This is a genomic window from Sulfitobacter sp. TBRI5 (assembly GCF_051013555.1).
GTDB lineage: Bacteria > Pseudomonadota > Alphaproteobacteria > Rhodobacterales > Rhodobacteraceae > JL08.
Genome location: NZ_CP112884.1, coordinates 1,344,295 through 1,364,886 on the forward strand (window position 1 = coordinate 1,344,295; position 20,592 = coordinate 1,364,886).

At 55.2% G+C, this 20,592-nt stretch carries 17 protein-coding genes; 11 read left to right on the forward strand and 6 right to left on the reverse strand.

The features are described 5' to 3' along the window. Nucleotides 1-13 precede the first annotated feature (13 nt). Together argJ and OLX72_RS06915 are read right to left on the reverse strand one after the other, a co-directional pair. Nucleotides 14-1,240 (reverse strand): bifunctional glutamate N-acetyltransferase/amino-acid acetyltransferase ArgJ, encoded by a 1,227-nt coding sequence (gene argJ, locus OLX72_RS06910; RefSeq protein ID WP_114871873.1) that lies wholly within the window; start codon nucleotides 1,238-1,240, stop codon nucleotides 14-16. Nucleotides 1,241-1,244: 4 nt separating this feature from the next. Next, a complete protein-coding gene (locus OLX72_RS06915) occupies nucleotides 1,245-2,096 on the reverse strand; it encodes a peptidylprolyl isomerase (protein ID WP_433990109.1) in 852 nt (283 codons plus the stop codon). A gap of 183 nt (nucleotides 2,097-2,279) precedes the next feature. Here OLX72_RS06915 and secA point away from each other — a divergent pair, with 183 nt between their 5' ends. From secA to OLX72_RS06930, 3 genes are all read left to right on the forward strand, one after another. After that, entirely contained in the window at nucleotides 2,280-4,982 is a 2,703-nt protein-coding gene (gene secA / locus OLX72_RS06920; protein ID WP_433990110.1) for a preprotein translocase subunit SecA, read from the forward strand. Nucleotides 4,983-5,105: 123 nt separating this feature from the next. Next, nucleotides 5,106-6,065 carry a hypothetical protein gene (locus OLX72_RS06925; protein ID WP_433990111.1) on the forward strand — a complete coding sequence of 320 codons (960 nt, stop codon included), beginning with the start codon at nucleotides 5,106-5,108 and terminating at the stop codon, nucleotides 6,063-6,065. 22 nt (nucleotides 6,066-6,087) lie between these two features. Beyond that, nucleotides 6,088-7,647 carry a substrate-binding domain-containing protein gene (locus tag OLX72_RS06930; RefSeq protein WP_114871869.1) on the forward strand — a complete coding sequence of 520 codons (1,560 nt, stop codon included), beginning with the start codon at nucleotides 6,088-6,090 and terminating at the stop codon, nucleotides 7,645-7,647. 13 nt (nucleotides 7,648-7,660) lie between these two features. Here OLX72_RS06930 and radC read toward each other — a convergent pair whose 3' ends face one another. The 3 genes from radC to dnaK form a co-directional block, all read right to left on the reverse strand. Further along, complete coding sequence (gene radC / locus OLX72_RS06935; RefSeq protein ID WP_433990112.1) at nucleotides 7,661-8,422, reverse strand: RadC family protein; 762 nt, start codon at nucleotides 8,420-8,422, stop codon at nucleotides 7,661-7,663. Nucleotides 8,423-8,516: 94 nt separating this feature from the next. Next, nucleotides 8,517-9,671, reverse strand: a complete 1,155-nt coding sequence (dnaJ, locus tag OLX72_RS06940; protein ID WP_114871867.1) for a molecular chaperone DnaJ — start codon at nucleotides 9,669-9,671, stop codon at nucleotides 8,517-8,519. A gap of 78 nt (nucleotides 9,672-9,749) precedes the next feature. Then, entirely contained in the window at nucleotides 9,750-11,654 is a 1,905-nt protein-coding gene (dnaK, locus tag OLX72_RS06945; protein WP_114871866.1) for a molecular chaperone DnaK, read from the reverse strand. A 215-nt stretch (nucleotides 11,655-11,869) separates the two neighbouring features. Here dnaK and OLX72_RS06950 point away from each other — a divergent pair, with 215 nt between their 5' ends. Beyond that, nucleotides 11,870-12,472, forward strand: coding sequence for an alpha-ketoglutarate-dependent dioxygenase AlkB family protein (locus tag OLX72_RS06950; protein WP_114871865.1), 603 nt, complete (start codon nucleotides 11,870-11,872; stop codon nucleotides 12,470-12,472). A gap of 32 nt (nucleotides 12,473-12,504) precedes the next feature. On the opposite strand, the gene OLX72_RS06955 is transcribed toward OLX72_RS06950, so the two are convergent. After that, entirely contained in the window at nucleotides 12,505-13,326 is an 822-nt protein-coding gene (locus OLX72_RS06955) for an ABC transporter permease (protein WP_114872487.1), read from the reverse strand. 117 nt (nucleotides 13,327-13,443) lie between these two features. Between OLX72_RS06955 and cysQ the strand changes: the two genes are divergently transcribed. The 7 genes from cysQ to OLX72_RS06990 all read left to right on the forward strand — a co-directional run bounded on the left by cysQ (nucleotide 13,444) and on the right by OLX72_RS06990 (nucleotide 20,580). Next, entirely contained in the window at nucleotides 13,444-14,241 is a 798-nt protein-coding gene (cysQ, locus tag OLX72_RS06960; RefSeq protein WP_433990113.1) for a 3'(2'),5'-bisphosphate nucleotidase CysQ, read from the forward strand. After that, nucleotides 14,241-15,041: a 3-deoxy-manno-octulosonate cytidylyltransferase gene (locus tag OLX72_RS06965; protein ID WP_114872486.1), complete on the forward strand. Its 801-nt coding sequence runs from the start codon at nucleotides 14,241-14,243 to the stop codon at nucleotides 15,039-15,041. The genes cysQ and OLX72_RS06965 overlap by 1 nt, the downstream gene beginning before the upstream one ends. Next, nucleotides 15,038-16,267, forward strand: a complete 1,230-nt coding sequence (locus OLX72_RS06970) for a glycosyltransferase family 2 protein (RefSeq protein WP_433990114.1) — start codon at nucleotides 15,038-15,040, stop codon at nucleotides 16,265-16,267. Before OLX72_RS06965 ends, OLX72_RS06970 begins: the two co-directional genes overlap by 4 nt. Nucleotides 16,268-16,422: 155 nt before the next feature. Next, nucleotides 16,423-17,316 (forward strand): UTP--glucose-1-phosphate uridylyltransferase GalU, encoded by an 894-nt coding sequence (galU, locus tag OLX72_RS06975; RefSeq protein WP_114871862.1) that lies wholly within the window; start codon nucleotides 16,423-16,425, stop codon nucleotides 17,314-17,316. Nucleotides 17,317-17,337: 21 nt separating this feature from the next. Next, nucleotides 17,338-18,321 (forward strand): UDP-glucose 4-epimerase GalE, encoded by a 984-nt coding sequence (gene galE, locus OLX72_RS06980; RefSeq protein ID WP_114871861.1) that lies wholly within the window; start codon nucleotides 17,338-17,340, stop codon nucleotides 18,319-18,321. Next, complete coding sequence (locus tag OLX72_RS06985) at nucleotides 18,281-19,525, forward strand: glycosyltransferase (protein WP_114871860.1); 1,245 nt, start codon at nucleotides 18,281-18,283, stop codon at nucleotides 19,523-19,525. Before galE ends, OLX72_RS06985 begins: the two co-directional genes overlap by 41 nt. 44 nt (nucleotides 19,526-19,569) lie before the next feature. Continuing rightward, nucleotides 19,570-20,580, forward strand: a complete 1,011-nt coding sequence (locus tag OLX72_RS06990) for a glycosyltransferase family 2 protein (RefSeq protein ID WP_114871859.1) — start codon at nucleotides 19,570-19,572, stop codon at nucleotides 20,578-20,580. Nucleotides 20,581-20,592 lie beyond the last annotated feature (12 nt).

Consider the following 20,592-nt stretch of genomic DNA (forward strand, 5'->3'; position numbering starts at 1 on the left):
GTGACCGTCTCCGTCACGATCTGTAATCGCCGTTGATCGTGATGTAGCCATGGGTCAGATCGCAGGTCCACACAGTGGCGGCCCCTGATCCGATGCCGAAATCCACGGAAATCGAAAGAGACTGGCCTTTCATATACTCTGACGCTGCCTGTTCGTTGTAGTTCGGGCTGACCCATCCGTTTTCAGCGACGATGTGTTCCCCGAAGCGGATCGAAAGTTTATCACGGTCGGCGGGCGCGCCGGATTTCCCAATCGCCATAACGACACGGCCCCAATTGGCGTCTTCCCCCGCAATGGCGGTCTTGACCAGCGGCGAATTTGCGATGGACAGAGCATGTATCCTGGCATCGGTGTCACTTGTCGCGTTGGTGACGCTGATCTCGACGAATTTGGTGGCCCCTTCTCCATCGCGCACGACTTGATGCGCCAGATCAAGCATGACCTCGCGCAGGGCGTCACGAAACACCTGTTGGCCGGTAACATCTATTCCGGATGCCCCCGTCGCTGCGACCAGAACGCTGTCCGAAGTGGATGTATCGCTGTCGACGGTGATGCAATTGAAAGTTGCATTGTTCAATTCCGATACGATGGCCTGAAGCTCGGGTTGCTGGATTTTCGCATCGGTAAAGATGTAAACCAGCATCGTCGCCATATCGGGTGCGATCATTCCGGACCCTTTTGCGATGCCCGCAATGGAAACGGTGTTGCCGCCAATGTCACAGCTTGCCGCCGCGCCTTTGGGAAATGTGTCAGTCGTCATGATTGCGCGCGCGGCATCCTGCATTCCGTCAGGGCGCAGATGGCTGGCAAGTTCGTCAAGAACACCAACGATCCTGTCATGCGGCAAAGGCTCTCCGATCACGCCTGTCGATGCCGTAAAGACGCGTTCCGCAGGAATTGCCGAAGCTTTGGCAACGGCATTGCAAATTGTGCTGACCGAATCCGTTCCGTGACGTCCGGTAAAGGCGTTGGCGTTTCCGGAATTCACCAGAAACGCGGCGCCATCAGATGAGTCTGTTCCGATCTTTGCCTGACAGTCCAGAACCGGTGCAGACCGCGTGGACGAGCGTGTAAACACGCCCGCCACTGCCGTTCCGGGTGTCGTGACAGCCAACATCACATCGGTGCGGCCGGCGTATTTTATCCCGGCGGCAGCGGTTGCAAACGATACGCCATCAATCACCGGCAATTTCGGAAAGGTTTTGGGCGCCAAAGGCGAAAGGGGTGGCGTACCGGCCATGTTATCAGTTCTCCAGCAGGTCCAGACTTTTGATTATCGCAGGATCAACAGCGGCACCTGCCTCGCGATCAACCTCTGCCGCCGCAGTCAGTTCGGCAACCCGCTCGTTCACGGCTTGCTGCTGAATTTGCTCTACAATCTGGTCGCGCGCCTCGTCCAGCGTAGGGGCCGGTTTCTTGCGGGTTTCGTTCAGTTTGACGATATGCCAGCCAAATTGTGTCTGAACAGGCTCTGATATCGTGCCGGGCTCCAGCGCGACAACTGCCGCTTCGAATTCGGGAACCATCATGCCGGGGCCAAACCATCCCAGTTCGCCGCCGCCGGGGCCTGACGGTCCGGTTGATTTTTCGCGCGCGGTGTCGGCAAAATCTGCGCCACCGTCCAGCGCGGCTTTGACGGCTGCCGCTTCTTCCTCGGTTTCGACCAGAATGTGCGATGCGTTATATTCGTCGCCACCATCGGCATTGGCAAACTGCGCATCGTACATGCCCTGAATCGCCTCGTCTGTCAATGCGTCCGCCAGAACGCCTTCGATTGCTTCTGCGGCTAGCAGCGAACGGCGTTCATTTTCCAGCGACAGCGTCACACGTTTGGGCGGTTCGGTTGTCAGGCTTTGTTCAAGCGCGGTTTGCTGGATCAACTGATCCAGAATTCCGGTAAACAACACTTCGTCGGGCAGTTGCTGATATTGTTCCGGCAGCGTGGCGCGGGCAACAATCATGTGCCCCAGCTTGATTTCTGTTCCATTCACAGTGGCGACAACAGTATCGGCTGTTGGTGTGTCCTGGGCGGCGACGGGCAGCGCCATCATCGACATAAGGGCAACAGCGGGCATTTTACGTAACTTATTTAGCATAATCCATCCTATGTTAGCGTCTCGGACGCCCGAACTGGCCGGGTGACGTTGACACTGTTTGACGGGAACCTTACATCGCCTCATGGCTATGCGGAGCCGTCTATCACCCCAGTATCTATGGGCTGTGCGCGGGGCGGGCAAGTGAATGCCGCACAAGAACACGTCAGATCGGCTGGAGAGAGCATGCTGGGTTTTGGAACCATCACAAAAAAGGTGTTTGGAACGCCAAATGACCGTAAGATCAAGGCAACGCGCCCGCTGATAGACAAGATCAATGCGCTGGAGCCGGAGTTTGAAAAACTTTTGGATGAAGCGCTGATCGAAAAGACGCAAGATTTCAAGAAACGGCTGAGTGAGGGTGAAAGTCTTGACGACTTGCTGCCCGAGGCGTTTGCAAACTGCCGCGAAGCGGCCCGCCGCGCCCTGGGCCTGCGCGCCTATGATGTGCAGTTGATGGGTGGGATTTTCCTGCATCAGGGCAATATTTCCGAAATGAAGACAGGCGAGGGCAAGACCCTTGTGGCGACATTTCCTGCCTATCTGAATGCGCTGCTGGAGCGGGGCGTTCATATCGTCACGGTCAACGACTATCTGGTCAAGCGCGACGCGGAATGGATGAGCAAGGTTTTCAGCGCTCTGGGTCTGACCACCGGTGCAGTCTATCCGGGGCAACCCGGTTCGGAAAAAGGCGCGGCCTATGGTTGCGATGTGACCTACGCCACCAATAACGAACTTGGCTTTGACTATCTGCGCGACAACATGAAGTCGGACCTGAAAGAGATGTTCCAGCGCGATCATTATTACGCGATCGTGGACGAGGTTGACAGTATCCTGATCGACGAGGCGCGCACGCCGCTGATCATTTCCGGCCCGTCTCAGGACCGGTCAGATCTGTATCAGACCATTGATGCCCTTATCCCTTCGCTGACGCCCGATCATTACGAACTGGACGAAAAGACCCGTAATGTGACATTCACAGATGACGGGAACGAATTTCTGGAACAGCTGCTGACAGAGCGTGGTTTGCTGGAAGAAGGGCAAAGCCTTTATGATCCGGAAAGCACGACGATTGTGCACCATATCAATCAGGGTCTGCGCGCGCACAAGCTTTTCCAGAAGGACAAAGATTATATCGTGCGCGATAATGATGTTGTCCTGATTGATGAATTCACCGGACGCATGATGGCAGGACGCCGCTTGTCGGACGGACTGCATCAGGCCATCGAAGCCAAAGAAGGTTGTCCGATTGCGGCGGAAAACGTGACGCTGGCATCGGTAACGTTCCAGAACTATTTCCGGCTTTATGAAAAGCTTTCGGGTATGACGGGCACGGCCGCCACCGAAGCAGAAGAATTTCAGGAAATTTACAAGCTTGGTGTTGTCGAGGTTCCGACAAACCGGCCAATCGCGCGGATTGATGAAGATGACGCGGTGTACCGGACCGCAAAGGAAAAATACGAAGCGATGGTGGTTTCCATCAAGGAAGCGCATGCCAAGGGGCAGCCCTTGCTGGTTGGAACCACGTCGATCGAAAAATCGGAAATGATCAGCGAAATGCTGAAAGCCGAAGGTATTCCACACAACGTACTGAATGCCCGGCAACACGAACAGGAAGCCAAGATTGTCGCGGATGCGGGCAAATTCGGTGCGGTGACAATTGCAACCAACATGGCCGGTCGCGGTACCGATATCCAGTTGGGTGGTAACGTCGAGATGCAGGTGCTGGACGCACTGAATGCCGATCCGGATGCCGACCCCGAAGCGCTTCGGGCAAAAATTGAAGGCGAACACGCGGAAGAGAAAGAAAAGGTCAAACAAGCCGGTGGTCTGTTTGTTCTGGCGTCCGAACGGCACGAAAGCCGCCGGATCGACAACCAGTTGCGCGGACGTTCAGGCCGCCAGGGTGATCCGGGCAAAACAGCATTCTACCTGAGCCTTGAAGACGATTTGATGCGCATTTTCGGCGGTGAGAAACTGGACAAGGTTCTGTTGTCCATGGGGATGAAGGAAGGCGAGGCCATCGTTCACCCGTGGGTCAACAAATCTTTGGAACGGGCGCAGGCCAAGGTTGAAGGCCGGAACTTTGACAACCGCAAACAGGTTCTGAAATTCGACGATGTGATGAACGATCAGCGCAAGGTCGTGTTTTCGCAGCGTCGCGAAATCATGGAAGCCGAAGATCTTTCGGAAATCACCCGCGACATGCGCCACGAAGTGATCGAAGATCTTATCCACGAATTCATGCCCCCCAAAACCTATGCAGACCAGTGGGACACCGAAGGGTTGCATGCGCAGGTCGTTGAGAAGCTGGGTATGGATTTGCCCGTTGTTGATTGGGCAAACGAAGAAGGCGTGGACGACAACGAGATTTGTGAACGTCTGGTCAAGGCCAGCGATGACTTCATGGCGAAAAAGGCAGTGTCCTTTGGCGCAGAAAACATGCGCATGATTGAAAAGCAGGTGCTGCTTCAGACGATCGATGCGAAATGGCGCGAACACCTGCTGACGTTAGAGCATTTGCGCTCGGTTGTCGGGTTTCGGGGCTATGCGCAGCGTGATCCACTGAACGAATACAAGAATGAATCGTTCCAGTTGTTCGAGGGAATGCTTGATTCCCTGCGCGAAGACATCACGCGTATTCTGGCAACTGCCCGACCGCGCACACCCGAAGAGCAACAGGCTTTGATGGAAATGATCGCGGCGCAGCAGGCTCAGGCAAAATTGGCCGAGACTGGTGGCGCTCCGTCGCCGGCACCCGATCCGCAAGCTGCGGCTGACGGCTTTGTCGAAGATGATCCGTCAACCTGGGGCAATCCGGGGCGTAACGACAAATGCCCGTGCGGATCCGGCAAGAAATTCAAGCATTGCCACGGCAGACTGGCGTAACTGTTCGGTAACACGTTGGCGATTTGCCATGTTCTTGCCTGATTCACACCTATAGTCCGTCATAACTCGGCCCTTTTTTGGTGCCACTCTGATCTTTGCCCATGGTGGGGATGGAGACGGATTATGTCCTATTTGAATCAGATAGCCTTGGCGGGAGGGACGCTCGCCTGTGCGGTTGGTATCGGTTTTGTCATGCAAAGCTCTGAAACGGCTCAACAAAGGTATGGCGGATCGTCAGAGATCCCGGAAATCGAAGTCAAACCTATTCAGGCCGAACTGGGAGTCAAACTTCCAACGCTTGACGATTCGCGGCTTGATATTCAATCCATTGCACTGACCTCTGCTTTGCCGGAAGGCATTCTCGGTCTGGGGCAGGCACTTTCGCTTGAGGCTCCTCCGGTTGATTGCGAAATCACCGCTTCCGCACAGGTTCTGGCGGCCGCGATGGTCGATATATCGCTGCGTGCGCCCTGTCTGGGCAACGAACGCGTCACGATTCACCACAGCGGCATGATGTTTACGGAAACCACTGCGGTAGACGGATCTTTGAACGTCACGGTTCCGGCGCTCAATCCACGCGCATTTTTCATGCTGGCCTTTTCAGAAGGCGACGGCACATCGGTTCAGGTTGATGTTGACGGGCTAGAATTTTACGACCGTGTGGTTGTCCAGTGGAAAGGCGATCTGGGCTTTGAATTGCATGCGCGTGAATATGGCGCCGAATACGGATCAACAGGGCATGTCTGGCAGGACGCCGCCCGCGACCTGAGTGTTGCAGCAAAGGGCGAGGGCGGATTTCTGACGGTTCTGGGTGATCGCAGCGCACCAGAGCCATTACTGGCGCAAATCTATACGTTTCCAACCGGCACAGCGCGGGAAAACGGCGTTGTGTCCCTAAGCGTTGAATCGGCTGTGACCAAGATCAATTGTGGTCGTGATATTCAAGCGCAGTCGCTTGAAATGCGCGATGCCGGGCAACTCAAAAGCCAGAACCTGTCCCTGTCTGTGCCGGGATGTGACGCTGTCGGTGATTTTCTGGTGTTGAATAATCTGCTCGAAGACCTGAAAGTCGCTCGGAACTGATTTGCGACGTTAGGACATTCGAATGTCATTCAGGTGCGCGGCGGTGTTCGCCGCGTTTCTTCTGTTCTGGAACTGTACAACTGCGTGGGCGCAAGACGTCACGTTAACATCGCGTGATGGTGCGGTAGAAATCAGCGGAAACCTGTTGGGTTTTGACGGAGAATTTTATCGTCTGGAAACGGTCTATGGCGAATTGACCGTCGACGGATCGGGCGTGTTGTGTGACGGGCCCGGATGCCCCAATCTTGAAGATTACGTCGCAGAGCTTGCGATTTCAGGATCCTCGGCGATGGGTGAAGTGCTGGTGCCGGCGTTGCTGGAGGCATTTGCCCAGCGCAGCGGATACAAAACGACGCGAGAAACGATAGATGATTCGCATTTCGTTTATCTGATCACCGACCGGCAAACCGGAAAACCGGCGGGCCGCTTTGCCTTTCGCGTCAGCAATACAGATGAAGGCTTTGCCGATCTTCTGGCAAACGAAGCCGATATTGTCATGGCACAGCGCGAAATTCGCCCGAACGAACAACAGCGCGCGCGCGAGGCCGGGATGGGGGATATGACACGCGCCAACCGCAGCCGGGTTCTGGCGCTGGATGCCATGGTTCCGGTGGTCTGGCCGGGTAATCCTGTTCGGTCGATTTCTACTACAGAATTGGCGGCGGTCTTTGCTGGCCGCCTCACCAACTGGTCAGAGCTTGGCGGCCCGGATGCGCAGATATCGCTGCATCTGCCCGCGGCGGGTTCGGGCTTGCATCAGGCTGTCGAAGACCGGTTGATGAAGCCCGCGAAACTGACCCTTGGCGAAGGTATCAAGCGCCACGCCCTAAGCCGGTCTGTTCCCGAAGCTGTGCTGACGGATCCTTTTGCGCTGGGCATTGCCAGTTATGCAGAAGCCGGCAACAGTCAGGTTTTGACGCTGACGGGCCGTTGCGGGTTTTCTCTTAGCGCCAACAGGCGTTCGATAAAAACCGAAGACTATCCACTGACAGCGCCGATGTTTCTGTATCAACCAGCGCGGCGGTTGCCGAAACTGGCGCGCGAATTTCTCGCGTTTACGCGTGGTCCTACGGCACAGACTGTTATCCGTCGCATCGGCTTTGTGGATCAGTCGCCCGAAGAAATCGGGTTGAACGCGCAGGGCGACAGGTTGGCAAATGCGATCCTGATCATGGGCGATGATAATTCCGGAGAGCGGTTGCGCCAGATGGTTTCGGTTCTGGCGCCTATGAAGCGGCTGACGACATCGTTCCGGTTCGAAGCAGGGTCTGTGCGTCTGGATGCGCAATCACGATCGAACGTGCAACAACTGGCAACTGCCCTGGAGGCAGGCCAATACGATACGCGCAGGCTGTTGTTTGTGGGTTTCAGTGACGGTGATGGCCCTTCTCTTGCCAATCAGGCAATAGCCAGACGGCGCGCCGAGGCGGTAAGGCAAGCGGTTGTTGCGGCTGCGGAAACCGCCAATCTGGACCGTGTGACACTTGATGTCGATGCGTTCGGCGAAGCATTGCCAATGGCCTGTGACGACAGCGACTGGGGCCGTCAGGTGAATCGCAGGGTCGAGGTTTGGGTACGTTAGCAGCAGGCCGCGATTACAACAGCCCCTGTGCGCGAAAGCTGATCTCTTTTGATTTTCCGATGATCAGATGATCATGCAACCTGATCCCCAGCACATCGGTTGCGGTCGCGATCTGGGATGTCATTGCAATGTCTGCTTCGGACGGCGTTGGATCTCCGGATGGGTGATTGTGAACAAGAATCAAAGCCGATGCGTTTAATTCAAGCGCGCGTTTGGCAATCTCGCGCGGGTAAACCGGAACATGATCAACAGTGCCTTCCGCCTGCTCTTCATCCGCGATCAACGTGTTCTTGCGATCAAGGTAAAGAACCCGAAACTGTTCGGTTTCGCGGTGCGCCATTGTCGTATGGCAATAATCCAGAACGGCATCCCAACTGGAAATCACTTGTCTGTCCATCACGCGGCTTCGGGCCAGACGATGAGCTGCGGCTTCTACAATTTTCAATTCGGTGATCACCGCCTCACCCACGCCCTTGACGCGAATCAGACGTTCCGGTGCGGCGGTGATGACGCGATTGAAATCGCCAAACTCTGTCAGCAAAAGATTCACCAGCGGTTTTACATCCTGGCGGGGTATCGCGCGAAACAGTACCAGTTCCAGCATTTCGTAGTCAGGCAATGCGTGCGCGCCGCCCAGCCTGAATCGGGCGCGCAGGCGTGTGCGGTGATTTGCGATGTAAGACGGCATCTTGCCCGCCGAAACGGGCACAGGCGATGCCTCGTCCGTCAGAAACGGCAGGGGCTGATCAGCGAAAGAGCTTGAATTATATGCCATGCAGACAGCCTGTCGCAGGCTGGTTACAATATGATTAACAGCTGCCGCGCAGGATCGATTTTCGGACCCGTAAAAAGAGACCAGACAAGCGGTTCTACCCTTTCATCGAGTCCCAGAAAGACTTTACCGATGAAAAGAAGCTGCTGCTTTCGGGATTGTTGTTCTCGGACAGATCTTCGAATTCTTTCAACAGCTCTTTCTGACGGCTGGTCAGGTTCACAGGCGTTTCAACCGCCAGTTCGATGAACATATCGCCAGTGCCGCCACCGCGAAGCGCGGGCATGCCTTTGCCGCGCAAGCGCATCTGCCGGCCCGACTGGCTGCCTGCCGGTATCTGCACCCGGCCCCGTCCGCCATCTATGGTCGGCACTTCTATGTTTCCGCCCAATGCGGCGGTCGACATGGATACGGGCACCCGGCAGTAGAGGTTCGTGCCGTCGCGTTCGAACAGTTTGTGGGGCGATACCTCGACGAAAATGTACAAATCACCAGACGGTCCGCCGCGCATTCCCGCTTCGCCTTCGCCGGCCAAACGGATGCGGGTGCCGGTTTCAACACCTGCCGGGATGTTCACGTTCAAGGCACGGTCTTTTTCGACGCGGCCTGCACCGCTACAGGATTTGCAGGGGTTCTTGATGATCTGGCCCATGCCCGAACATGTCGGACATGTCCGTTCAACCGTGAAAAACCCCTGTTGGGCACGTACTTTCCCCATGCCCGAACAGGTTGGGCAGGCTGTCGGCTCGGCGCCGCCTTCGGCACCTGATCCTTCGCACGAACCACAACTGACCGATGTCGGGACGTTGATGGTTTTCTGAAGGCCGGAATATGCCTCTTCTAGCGAAACGCGCAGGTTGTAGCGCAGGTCTGATCCGCGCGCGGCACGGTTGCGACCGCCGCCGCCGCGCTGGCCGCCCATGAAATCACCGAACAGGTCATCAAATACGTCGGAAAACGCGCTGGAAAAATCGCCATGGCCGCCGCCAAAGCCGCCACCGGGTCTTCCGCCACCACCCATTCCGCCTTCGAAAGCGGCATGGCCAAATCGGTCGTAGGCGGCCTTCTTGTCAGCGTCTTTCAGTACTTCGTAGGCTTCGTTCGCTTCCTTGAATTGCGCTTCGGCCTTTGGGTTGTCGGCGTTGCGGTCAGGATGCAACTCTTTGGCTTTGGAGCGATAAGCCTTTTTAATCTCGTCGCCCGAAGCGCCTTTGCTGACGCCCAGCACATCGTAAAAGTCACGTTTTGCCATGGGAAACTACCCTTGTTGCGGAACGCATGTGGGCCGGTTCGCTAAATGAACCGGCCCACACATCACTCCATTCCGTGCTTAGGCACGTTTGTCGTCATCCAGATCTTCGAACTCGGCATCAACAATATCGTCGTCATGCGCCTCGTCGGCTGCCGAAGGCTCGTTGTCGGCTTCCTGACTGGATTTGTAGATTGCCTCACCCAGTTTCATGGCCGCTTCGGTCACGTTCTGGATGCCGGATTTGATTTTGCCGACATTGTCGGTTTCAATCTCGTCCTTCAGCGCCACAATGGCCAGTTCGATCGCTTCGATCGTGGTTGGGTCCACCTTGTCCGAATGCTCTTCCATCGACTTTTCGGTCGAATGGATCAGGCCTTCCGCCTGGTTCTTCGCTTCGATCAGTTCACGGCGCTCCTTATCGGATTCCGCGTTCTCTTCGGCGTCCTTGACCATTTTTTCGATATCTTCATCGGACAAACCGCCAGATGCCTGAATCGTGATCTTTTGCTCTTTGCCGGTGCCCTTATCCAAGGCCCCGACAGCCACAATACCGTTGGCGTCGATATCAAAGGTCACTTCAATCTGGGGCATGCCGCGCGGTGCCGGCGGGATGTTTTCCAGATTGAAGGCACCAAGGATCTTGTTGTCGGCTGCCATTTCCCGTTCACCCTGGAACACCCGGATGGTCACGGCATTCTGGTTGTCTTCGGCGGTCGAGAAAATCTGTGACTTCTTCGTCGGGATCGTCGTGTTGCGGTCGATCAGGCGGGTGAATACGCCGCCCAGAGTTTCGATACCAAGCGACAGCGGTGTCACATCGAGCAGCACAACGTCTTTTACGTCGCCCTGCAAAACACCGGCCTGGATGGCTGCGCCCAGTGCAACAACTTCATCCGGGTTGACGCCTTTATGTGGCTCTTTTCCGAAGAATTTAGTGACTTCTTCAACAACCTTGGGCATGCGGGTCATACCGCCGACAAGAACGATCTCGTCAATGTCGGACGTGCTGAGACCTGCATCTTTCAAAGCGGCCTGGCAGGGTTTCATCGACGATTTGATCAGATCGGATACAAGCGATTCCAGCTTGGCACGGGTCAGTTTCATGACAAGGTGCAAAGGCTGACCGCCTTTTGGATCCATCGAGATGAACGGTTGGTTGATTTCGGTCTGCGAGGACGAAGACAGTTCGATCTTGGCCTTTTCGGCAGCTTCCTTCAGACGCTGCAACGCCATTTTGTCCTTGGTCAGATCAACGCCGTTCTCTTTTTTGAACTCGTCGGCAAGATAGTTGACGATGCGCATGTCAAAATCTTCACCGCCAAGGAACGTATCCCCGTTAGTCGATTTCACTTCGAACAGGCCGTCGTCGATTTCCAGAATGGTGACGTCGAACGTACCGCCGCCAAGGTCATAGACCGCGATTGTGTGGGTGTTTTCCTTGTCCAGACCATATGCCAGCGCGGCGGCTGTCGGTTCGTTGATGATCCGCAGCACTTCCAGACCGGCGATCTTGCCGGCATCTTTCGTGGCCTGACGCTGGGCGTCATTGAAATACGCGGGAACGGTAATAACCGCCTGGCTGACTTCTTCGCCCAAATAGCTTTCAGCCGTTTCTTTCATCTTGCCGAGGATGAACGCAGAGATCTGGCTGGGGGAATATTTGTCGCCCTTGGCTTCGACCCATGCGTCGCCATTGCCACCATCAATTACGTTGAACGGCAGGTTTTTCTTGTCCTTGGCCAGATCCGGATCGTCGTTGCGACGACCGATCAGGCGCTTGACGCCAAAAATCGTGTTGTCGGGGTTGGTCACAGCCTGCCGTTTTGCAGGTTGTCCAACGAGACGTTCATTATCTGTAAAGGCGACAATAGACGGCGTCGTGCGCGCGCCTTCGGCGTTTTCAATCACACGGGGCTGAGAGCCGTCCATGATTGCAACGCAGCTGTTTGTCGTTCCAAGGTCAATTCCAATTACTTTAGCCATATTTGATCCCTTTTCTTTTCAAGGCGATGACACGAGGGCTGGACCCGTTTCGGCATCCTGACCCCGATCTGGTTGTGCGGCCCCGACATTGCCGTTTCCGCGCTTCCAGCCGTATATAAGGAGCGACTTTGACCCCTGCAACCGCTGAACCCACAGCATTTTTGTGAATCTTCAAGGTTTTTAACTTGGTTTCGTCAATGACAGGAAAACAGGCTATGAAAAAGCTGAGCTTTCACGGCTTTGATATATACAAAGACCTGTTGTCACCGGGGGCACAAGCGTCGCTGGTCGAGGATTTGCGGCAGGTCATTGCGCAAGCTCCGATGTTTTCGCCGCAGACACCGCAGGGCCAAAAAATGAGCGTTCGCATGACTTCGGCGGGATCTGTCGGATGGTATTCTGACCAAAGCGGATACCGTTATGCGCAAACCCATCCGGCGGGCACAGTCTGGCCCGAGATTCCCGATCAGGTGCTGGATATCTGGCGACAGGTTTCCGGAGTTGATCGCCTGCCGGACAGTTGTTTGATAAACTTCTATTCAGAAAATGCGCGTATGTCGTTGCATCAAGACAAGGACGAGGCAGATCTGAACTGGCCGGTTGTATCCGTATCGCTGGGTGATGATGCCCTTTTTCGGGTCGGCCAAACGAAACGGGGCGGGCAAACCCGATCTGTCTGGTTACAATCGGGCGACGTTGTGGTGATGACGGGCGATGCGCGCCTTGCCTATCATGGCATAGACCGGATCAGGTTCGGTTCGTCGCGATTGCTGCCCAAAGGCGGGCGCATAAATCTGACATTGCGTATAGCGACCTGACGCACGGCTGAGCCTGCGAATTCAGGCGTCAGCTACAGGCGCGCACCCCAACTGACAGATGCATGCCGCCGGGTGTAAAACTCACCCATCAATCCGATCATGATCAGGACCACCGCAACGATAAGCGGATATTCAACGGACGTGTATCGGGGGTTGTAGTTGATAAATGCAAATCCGCGCGATTGATCGATGCAATGAAACAGCGGGTTCCAGTCAAACAGGTTCAACATGAATGTTGGTAAAGAGTTGGCCACAAACATCTTGCCCGACGCGATCATGTTCGCGCGCTGGTAAATCGTACTGGCAATCGTGACAAAACCGGGCGCCCAGGGCTTGATCGCCAGAAACACGATCCCGACCGCCAGACCGGTGAACCACGACAGCAACAACATTCCGAATGTCGCGACAGGCTGATCAATCACCAGGGGCGTAAAGGCCACGTGATAAATGAACAGGATCGTGAAAAGCGACAGTACCTGTATGTAAAGCGCGCCGAATGCGGCGGCCGCAATTGCGACAATCGTATTCATGGGGGCGTGTTGCATCATCGGGCTTGCCGGGCCTTCAGCACCGACAACAGCCCCGACTGTTTTGATATGCGTCAGAAACAGGAAAATGCCTGTCATGATGTAAATCAGAAAATCACCGCGCAACGCCGCGCCGCGCAAACCGAGGATCGAAAACATGAAGAAAAAGGCCGCCACGAAAATGACGGCCTGAAGCATGTTCGTGGCAATCGCCAGAAACGCATTGCCGTGCGTTTTACGCACGCTGCGGACAACGGAATGATAGATCAGCTCTAACAGGGAAAGAGCGGACCCAAACATTGATTGCTTGCGTTCGTATTGAAACATGCCTGATTTGCCCTTTTGAGCGGGGAACGTGACACGGAATTCTTGATGTTCCGATATGTGGCAAGCATAAAGATCAAGTGAAGACATTTCAACAAGAGTGACAACAGGAGTATTCCTTTGAATTATGAGGTCCTTGTGCCTGTGATCCGTGAACTGGCATTGAAAGCCGGCGAGGTCATCATGGATATTTACGATTCCGACGATTTCGATGTGAAAGTAAAATCAGACGAAAGCCCCGTAACCGCAGCAGATGAAGCCGCCGACGCGATTATTTCGGATGGGTTAAGACTGGCATTTCCCGATATGATGCTGGTGACGGAAGAACAGGCAGCATCGCACAGCGCGAAAGGTGATACATTTCTGATCGTTGATCCGCTGGATGGCACCAAGGAATTCATCAACCGGCGTGGTGATTTTACCGTCAACATCGCTTTGGTTGAAAAAGGGGTTCCGACACGGGGTGTCGTATACGCACCCGCGAAAGATCGCATGTTTTTCACCCGCGCGGACGGTCAGTCTGTTGAAGAACAGGGGCCATTCAAGAAAGACAGTATCGGTCAGTGCAGCCCGATATCAGTCTCTAAACCTGACAATTCGGCTCTTTTGGTGGTCGCATCAAAGTCGCACAGGGATCAGGCAACAGATGACTACATCGGCAAATATGCCGTGAACGACATGAAAAGCGCAGGATCGTCGTTAAAGTTCTGTCTGGTTGCGACCGGAGAGGCCGATCTTTACCCACGGGTCGGGCGCACGATGGAATGGGATACCGCTGCCGGTCATGCCGTTCTGAAAGGTGCCGGGGGTGACGTTGTCAGGTTCGAAGACCATGCCCCACTGATGTACGGCAAAGACGGTTTTGCAAACCCGTTTTTCATTGCCTACGCACCGGGTGTAGACCTGAAAGCGCCATGATGTCCGTTCTGATTGTCATTCCCGCCCGCTACCAGTCTTCCAGATACCCGGGCAAGCCGCTGGTCGCATTGAAAGGGGCCGGTGGCGTCTCGAAAAGCCTGATTGAACGCAGCTGGGATGCGGCCCGCGCTGTAAAGGGCGTTGATCGCGTTGTTGTGGCAACCGATGATGATCGTATCCGGCAGGCCGCAGAAGCGTTCGGGGCCGAGGTTGTGATGACATCTTCGGATTGTCTGAACGGAACCGAACGGTGCGCCGAGGCGCACGCGGCGCTGGTCGAAAGCTATGAAATCGTCGTCAATCTGCAAGGTGATGCACCTTTGACACCGCCCTGGTTCGTCGAGGCGTTGATCGCAGGATTGCAAAACGCACCGGAAGCACAGGTTGCAACGCCGGTTTTGCAATGTGACGGCGCAACGCTGAACGGGTTTCTGAATGATCGCAAGGCGGGCCGGGTTGGTGGTACAACGGCCGTTTTTGCCCGTAACCATGCCGCGCTTTATTTTTCGAAAGAGGTGGTGCCCTATGTCAGCCAGTCTTTCGAAGAGTCCGAACTGACGCCGGTGTTCCATCATGTGGGCGTCTATGCGTTCAAACCCGATGCGTTAAGCGCGTATCCGGACTGGCCGGTTGGCCCGCTGGAGCAACTCGAAGGGTTGGAGCAGTTGCGGTTCATGGAAAACGGCCGCCCGGTTCTTTGCGTGGAAGTAGACGCGCGGGGGCGGCAGTTCTGGGAGTTGAACAACCCGCAGGATGTGCCCAAAATTGAACAGATGATGGCGCAAATGGGGATAGAGTGACCCCCATACCCGTCAGCGTTATCGTCGTCAGCCGGGATCGACCCAAGGCGCTGGTGCGCTGTGTTACGGCGCTGGGGCAGTTACGGTATCCCTGTTTCGAGGTGATCGTTGTTGCAGATCAGAACGGGGTCGCGGCGATCGAAAGCTCTGCCTTGGGAGCCGCGATCAAGTGCATTCCTTTTGACGAAGCCAACATTTCTGCGGCCCGAAACACAGGTATTCTGCATGCAGCAGGTGAGATCGTGGCCTTTATCGACGATGATGCCGTGCCTGAACCATCATGGCTGACCTATCTGACCGAACCTTTCAGATACCGTGATGTTGGTGCGGCAGGCGGATACGTCCGCGCGCGAAACGGAATATCCTATCAGTGGAAAGCCCGTACCATCGATGCGGAAGGGGTGGAGACAAGCCTTAATCTGAGCGCGGACCAACCGGTTGTTCTGACGCCGAAACCGGCGACGGCGATAAAGACCCAAGGCACTAACATGGCGTTCCGACGGCCTGTTCTGGCAAAGATGGGTGGTTTTGATCCGGCCTTTCGCTATTTCCATGATGATGCAGATGTGAACATGCGGCTGGCAAAGCAGGGCGTTCTGACAGCGCTTGTACCACTGGCCGAAGTCCATCACGGGTACCAAGGTAATTCGAGCCGTAAGTCCAACCGTGTGCCCCGTGATCTGTTCCAGATCGGGGCAAGTTGGGCTGTTTATCTGGGCAAGCATTGTGACACGGCAAAGCGGGCGCAGGTATGGGCCAGAGTACAGAATAACGAACGCAACCGGCTGTTGCGGCACATGGTTACCGGCGGGCTTGAGCCGCGCGATGTCAGCGCGATGATGCGCGGTTTGCGACAGGGGTATTCAGAGGGTCTGAGCCGCAAGTTGGCCGATCTGGTCCCCATCGCCGATTGCGAGGACACGTTCAGGCGTTTTGTCGGTAACGAAACTGCCAAATCAGAAGTCATATCCGGTCGCGTCTGGAGCGCGAAATCGCTGCGCACCAGGGCAATTGCCAAGGTAAAATCCGGACATATCGTGACCCTTCTGATGATGTCACCCACCGCCCTTTTTCACAGGATATGGTTTCATGATGACGGATATTGGGTGCAACGCGGCGGATTGTTCGGGCGGTCAGAACGCGATTCGCCGCTGTTCCGGTTCTATCGCTTTTCCCGCAGAGTTCGGGTAGAATGTTTCCGAATACACCGTCAGAGGCTGTTGTGATTTCATGGCAGTCAGGCGAAAAAGGCACATCACTGCGGAATTTTCAACGAATGGCCGTGATTTTGTCAGAATGACATGTTCGTAATGCTGTTTCACAGTATCATTATCGGTAACCTGCCCTTGATGAATGTGGTTGGACGAGTTTGAGGATTAAAATGCGTAGAAAAGTTACCAAAGCTATTTTTCCTGTGGCCGGAATGGGCACACGTTTTCTACCGGCGACAAAGTCGGTTCCCAAAGAAATCATGACATTGGTGGATCGCCCCCTGATCCAGTACGCCATTGACGAGGCCCGCGCTGCCGGGATCAAGGAATTCATTTTTGTCACGTCCCGCGGCAAGGGTGCGCTGGAAGATTATTTTGACCACGCGCCGCAGCTGGAGCAGGAGCTTCGCAAAAAGGGCAAGGATGACCTTCTCGAAATTCTGAAAACGACGAATATGGAAAGCGGCGCCATTGCCTATATCCGCCAGCACAAGGCGCTGGGTTTGGGGCACGCTGTCTGGTGCGCGCGGCGTCTTATTGCTGACGAGCCTTTTGCCGTGATCCTTCCGGACGATGTGATCGCTGCCGAAAAACCCTGCCTTCAACAAATGGTCGAGGCGTATCATGAAACCGGCGGCAATATGGTTGCCGCAATGGAAGTTCCGCCGGAAAAGGCATCTTCTTACGGTGTTCTGGATGTACAGGACGACATGGGTTCGATGGTTTCGGTCAAGGGTATGGTTGAAAAACCGGCAGCGGGGCAGGCCCCTTCCAATCTTGCCGTAATTGGCCGTTACATTCTTGCGCCCAGTGTTTTGCAAAGGCTGAACAAGATGAAAAGTGGCGCCGGCGGCGAAATACAGCTGACGGATGCAATTGCTGCTGAAATCGGGTCCAAACATGGCGTTTACGGATACCGGTTCCGCGGACAGCGTTTTGATTGCGGTTCAAAAGCCGGGTTTCTGCAGGCCACGGTTGCCTTTGGTCTGGCGCGCGAAGAATTGCGTGACGATCTGGCCCAGTATCTGCGCGAAATGATTTCGGTCGATAAAGCCGCGGAATAGCCGTTTCTGAAAGGGCAATCCTTGACTTACGTGTTGGTGACGGGCGGTGCGGGCTATATCGGTTCGCATGCGTGCAAGGCATTGCGCGCTGCCGGTTTCACTCCGGTGACTTTTGATAATCTGGTCACCGGCTGGCAGGATGCCGTGAAATTCGGCCCGTTCGAGCGTGGCGATCTGATGGATCGCGCGCGCCTGGACGCTGTGTTTGAACAGTATGAACCCGTTGCGGTCATGCATTTTGCCGCCCTGTCGCAGGTCGGAGAAAGCATGGCAGAGCCTGGGCGCTATTGGTCCAACAATGTTGCCGGTTCCCTGAACCTGATCGAAGCGGCTGTGGCCGCCGGATGTCTCAGGTTTGTTTTTTCGTCTACATGCGCCACCTACGGCGATCAGGACAATGTGGTTCTGGATGAAGACAGCGCGCAACATCCCATCAATGCCTACGGCGCGTCCAAGCGTGCGATCGAAGATATTTTGGCGAATTTCGATGCAGCCCATAACCTGCAGAACGTCATTTTCCGGTATTTCAATGTTGCGGGCGCGGATCCCGAGGCCGAAGTCGGAGAGTTCCATCAGCCGGAAACGCACCTTGTTCCTTTGATGCTGGATGCAATTGATGGCAAACGTGATGCGCTGACTGTGTTCGGAACAGATTATGACACGCCTGACGGAACCTGTATTCGTGATTACGTGCACGTCTGCGACCTTGTGGATGCGCATGTTCTGGGTTTGAAATGGTTACTGGATGGCAAACAAAGCCGAGTGTTCAATCTGGGTACCGGCACGGGCTTTTCGGTGCTTGAGGTGATCGAACACTCCAGCGCTGTCACGAACCGCCCCGTGCCTCATAATATCGGAGAACGTCGCCCGGGGGATTGCACAAAGCTTGTTTCGGGGTCGGTGCGTGCCAAGAAGGAACTGGGTTGGTCGCCCAGCCGGTCCGACCTGAAAACGATGATCTCGGATGCTTGGAGATGGCACCAAACTGGCCACTACGACACATAAAACCGCACCCGCGGCCCGCCTGCTGGATTTGACCCGGCTGGTCAGTCGTGTGGGCCGCCCAATGACCGGTATTGATCGGGTCGAATGGGCCTATCTTAATCACCTGACCGATGAAAGCACCCCGGTTTTTGCGCTTATCCGTACAACCTACGGATATATATTGCTGGAACGCGGCGGAATGCTGGCCTTGCGGGCGCGGATTTCAGGTGCTGAACCGTGGGGATCGATTGATACATTGTCCCGCCTCGTGCGCACCAAACCGGATAGCGTGCGCCGTGCGGAATCTGATGTGCGCCGACTTGCGCTGGATCGGTGTCGCCCAAGGCGTTTGCCCGACATGCTGCACCGGCATTTACCCGGCGGGACGGCGTATCTGAACATCGGGCATACCAACCTGACCGACCGGGTCTTGTCCGCTGTCCGGCACAGTATCAACGGGCGCGTTGCGGTTTTTGTTCATGATACCATTCCCCTGGATTTTCCGCAGTTCCAACGGGAAGGCAGCGTTGACCGGTTTCGCGCTTTTCTGCGGCAGGCAGGCGCATGGGCGGACCTGATCATTTACAACTCTGCCTGTAGCGCAGAACGTGCCGAACACTGGCTGTCTATGTGGGGTAACCCGCCGCAAGGTATCGTGGCGCATCTGGGCGTTGAGGTTCCGGAGCTTGCCGACGTGCCAGAGGGTATTGTTCCTACGCAGCCCTATTTTGTCACGGTGGGCACAATTGAACCCCGCAAGAAACACGCGCTTTTGCTGGATATCTGGGATGGTTTTTCCGACGGTGCGCCACATCTGATGATCTGCGGAAGCCGGGGCTGGAATAATCAGGATGTGTTTTCAAGACTGGACAAGGCAGCGGACAATCACCGCATTTCAGAAGTGGCACCGTTGACAGACGGGCAGGTCGCCACAGTTCTAAGCGGGTCATTGGGCCTGCTGTTTCCCAGTCTTGCAGAAGGGTACGGCCTGCCACCGATTGAAGCGGCAGCGCTGGGCGTACCTGTTCTGTGCAACGATTTGCCGGTTTACAGGGAAACACTGGGCGATATTCCCGTTTACGCAGAGGCATCAGATCGGTATTTGTGGGAAACAAAAATAAGGAACCTTGCCGAGATCCCGAAACCGAAAAAGACAAACATGGCAAACGCGTTTGATCCACCAGACTGGAAAACGCATTTCAACACTGTCTTAAGGCTGACGTAATAGCGTAATTCCGGGGCGCGACTGGCAAGACGACAGAGGTAAAGTTGGGCGTTTGGCAGTCATATCGGCTAAGGTTGCTTAGAAAGCGTTGGCGTTTGCGTGCACTGCGCAAACGGCGCGAGATTTCATCGGTCGTCTTGCGGACTGATCAGATCAGGTCAAACGATATTCTTCTGTTTTGCACGCAGCGGAACGAACGGATCAGGCTTCCGTATTTTCTTCAGTATTACCGAGATCAGGGCGTGAACCACTTTTTCTTTGTGGACAACGACAGCACGGACGGATCGCTGGATTATCTGGCGGAACAAACCGATGTATCGGTCTGGCACACCAAGGCGAGCTATAAGCGCGCCCGTTTCGGCGTTGACTGGCTGAACGCTCTGCAGATGAAATATGCTGACGGCCACTGGGCACTGGTTGTCGACCCAGACGAGTTTCTGATTTATCCGTTTTGTGATACCCGCCCATTGCGGGCGCTTACCGACTGGCTGGATGCATCTTCCATAAAATCCTTCAGTGCGATGCTTTTGGATATGTACCCCAAAGGGCCGATTGGCGAACATCCTTACCAGGAAGGGCAGGATCCGCTGGAAATCGCGGCGTGGTTCGACAGTGGCAACTATACTCTGAAAAGGAACAAACGCTTTGGCAACCTGTGGATTCAAGGTGGTCCACGGCGGCGGGTGTTTTTCCGCGACGCACCGGAAAAAGCGCCGGCGCTGAACAAGATACCGCTGGTGAAGTGGGAAAAACGATATGTCTATGCCAGTTCAACGCATATGCTGCTGCCGCGCGGCCTGAACCAGGTCTATGATGAATGGGGCGGAGAAAAAGCCTCGGGCATTTTGTTACACACCAAATTTCTGGATACATTTCCGCAGAAAGCGAAAGAAGAACTGGCGCGCAAGCAGCATTACGCCGCAAGCGTGGAATACAAGGCCTATGCCGAAACGCTTGAGGACAATCCGGAACTTTGGTGCAAATGGTCGGAAAAATATATTAACTGGCGGCAACTGGAAATATTGGGTCTGATGTCCAAAGGAAACTGGGCATAAAATCAAGGAGAT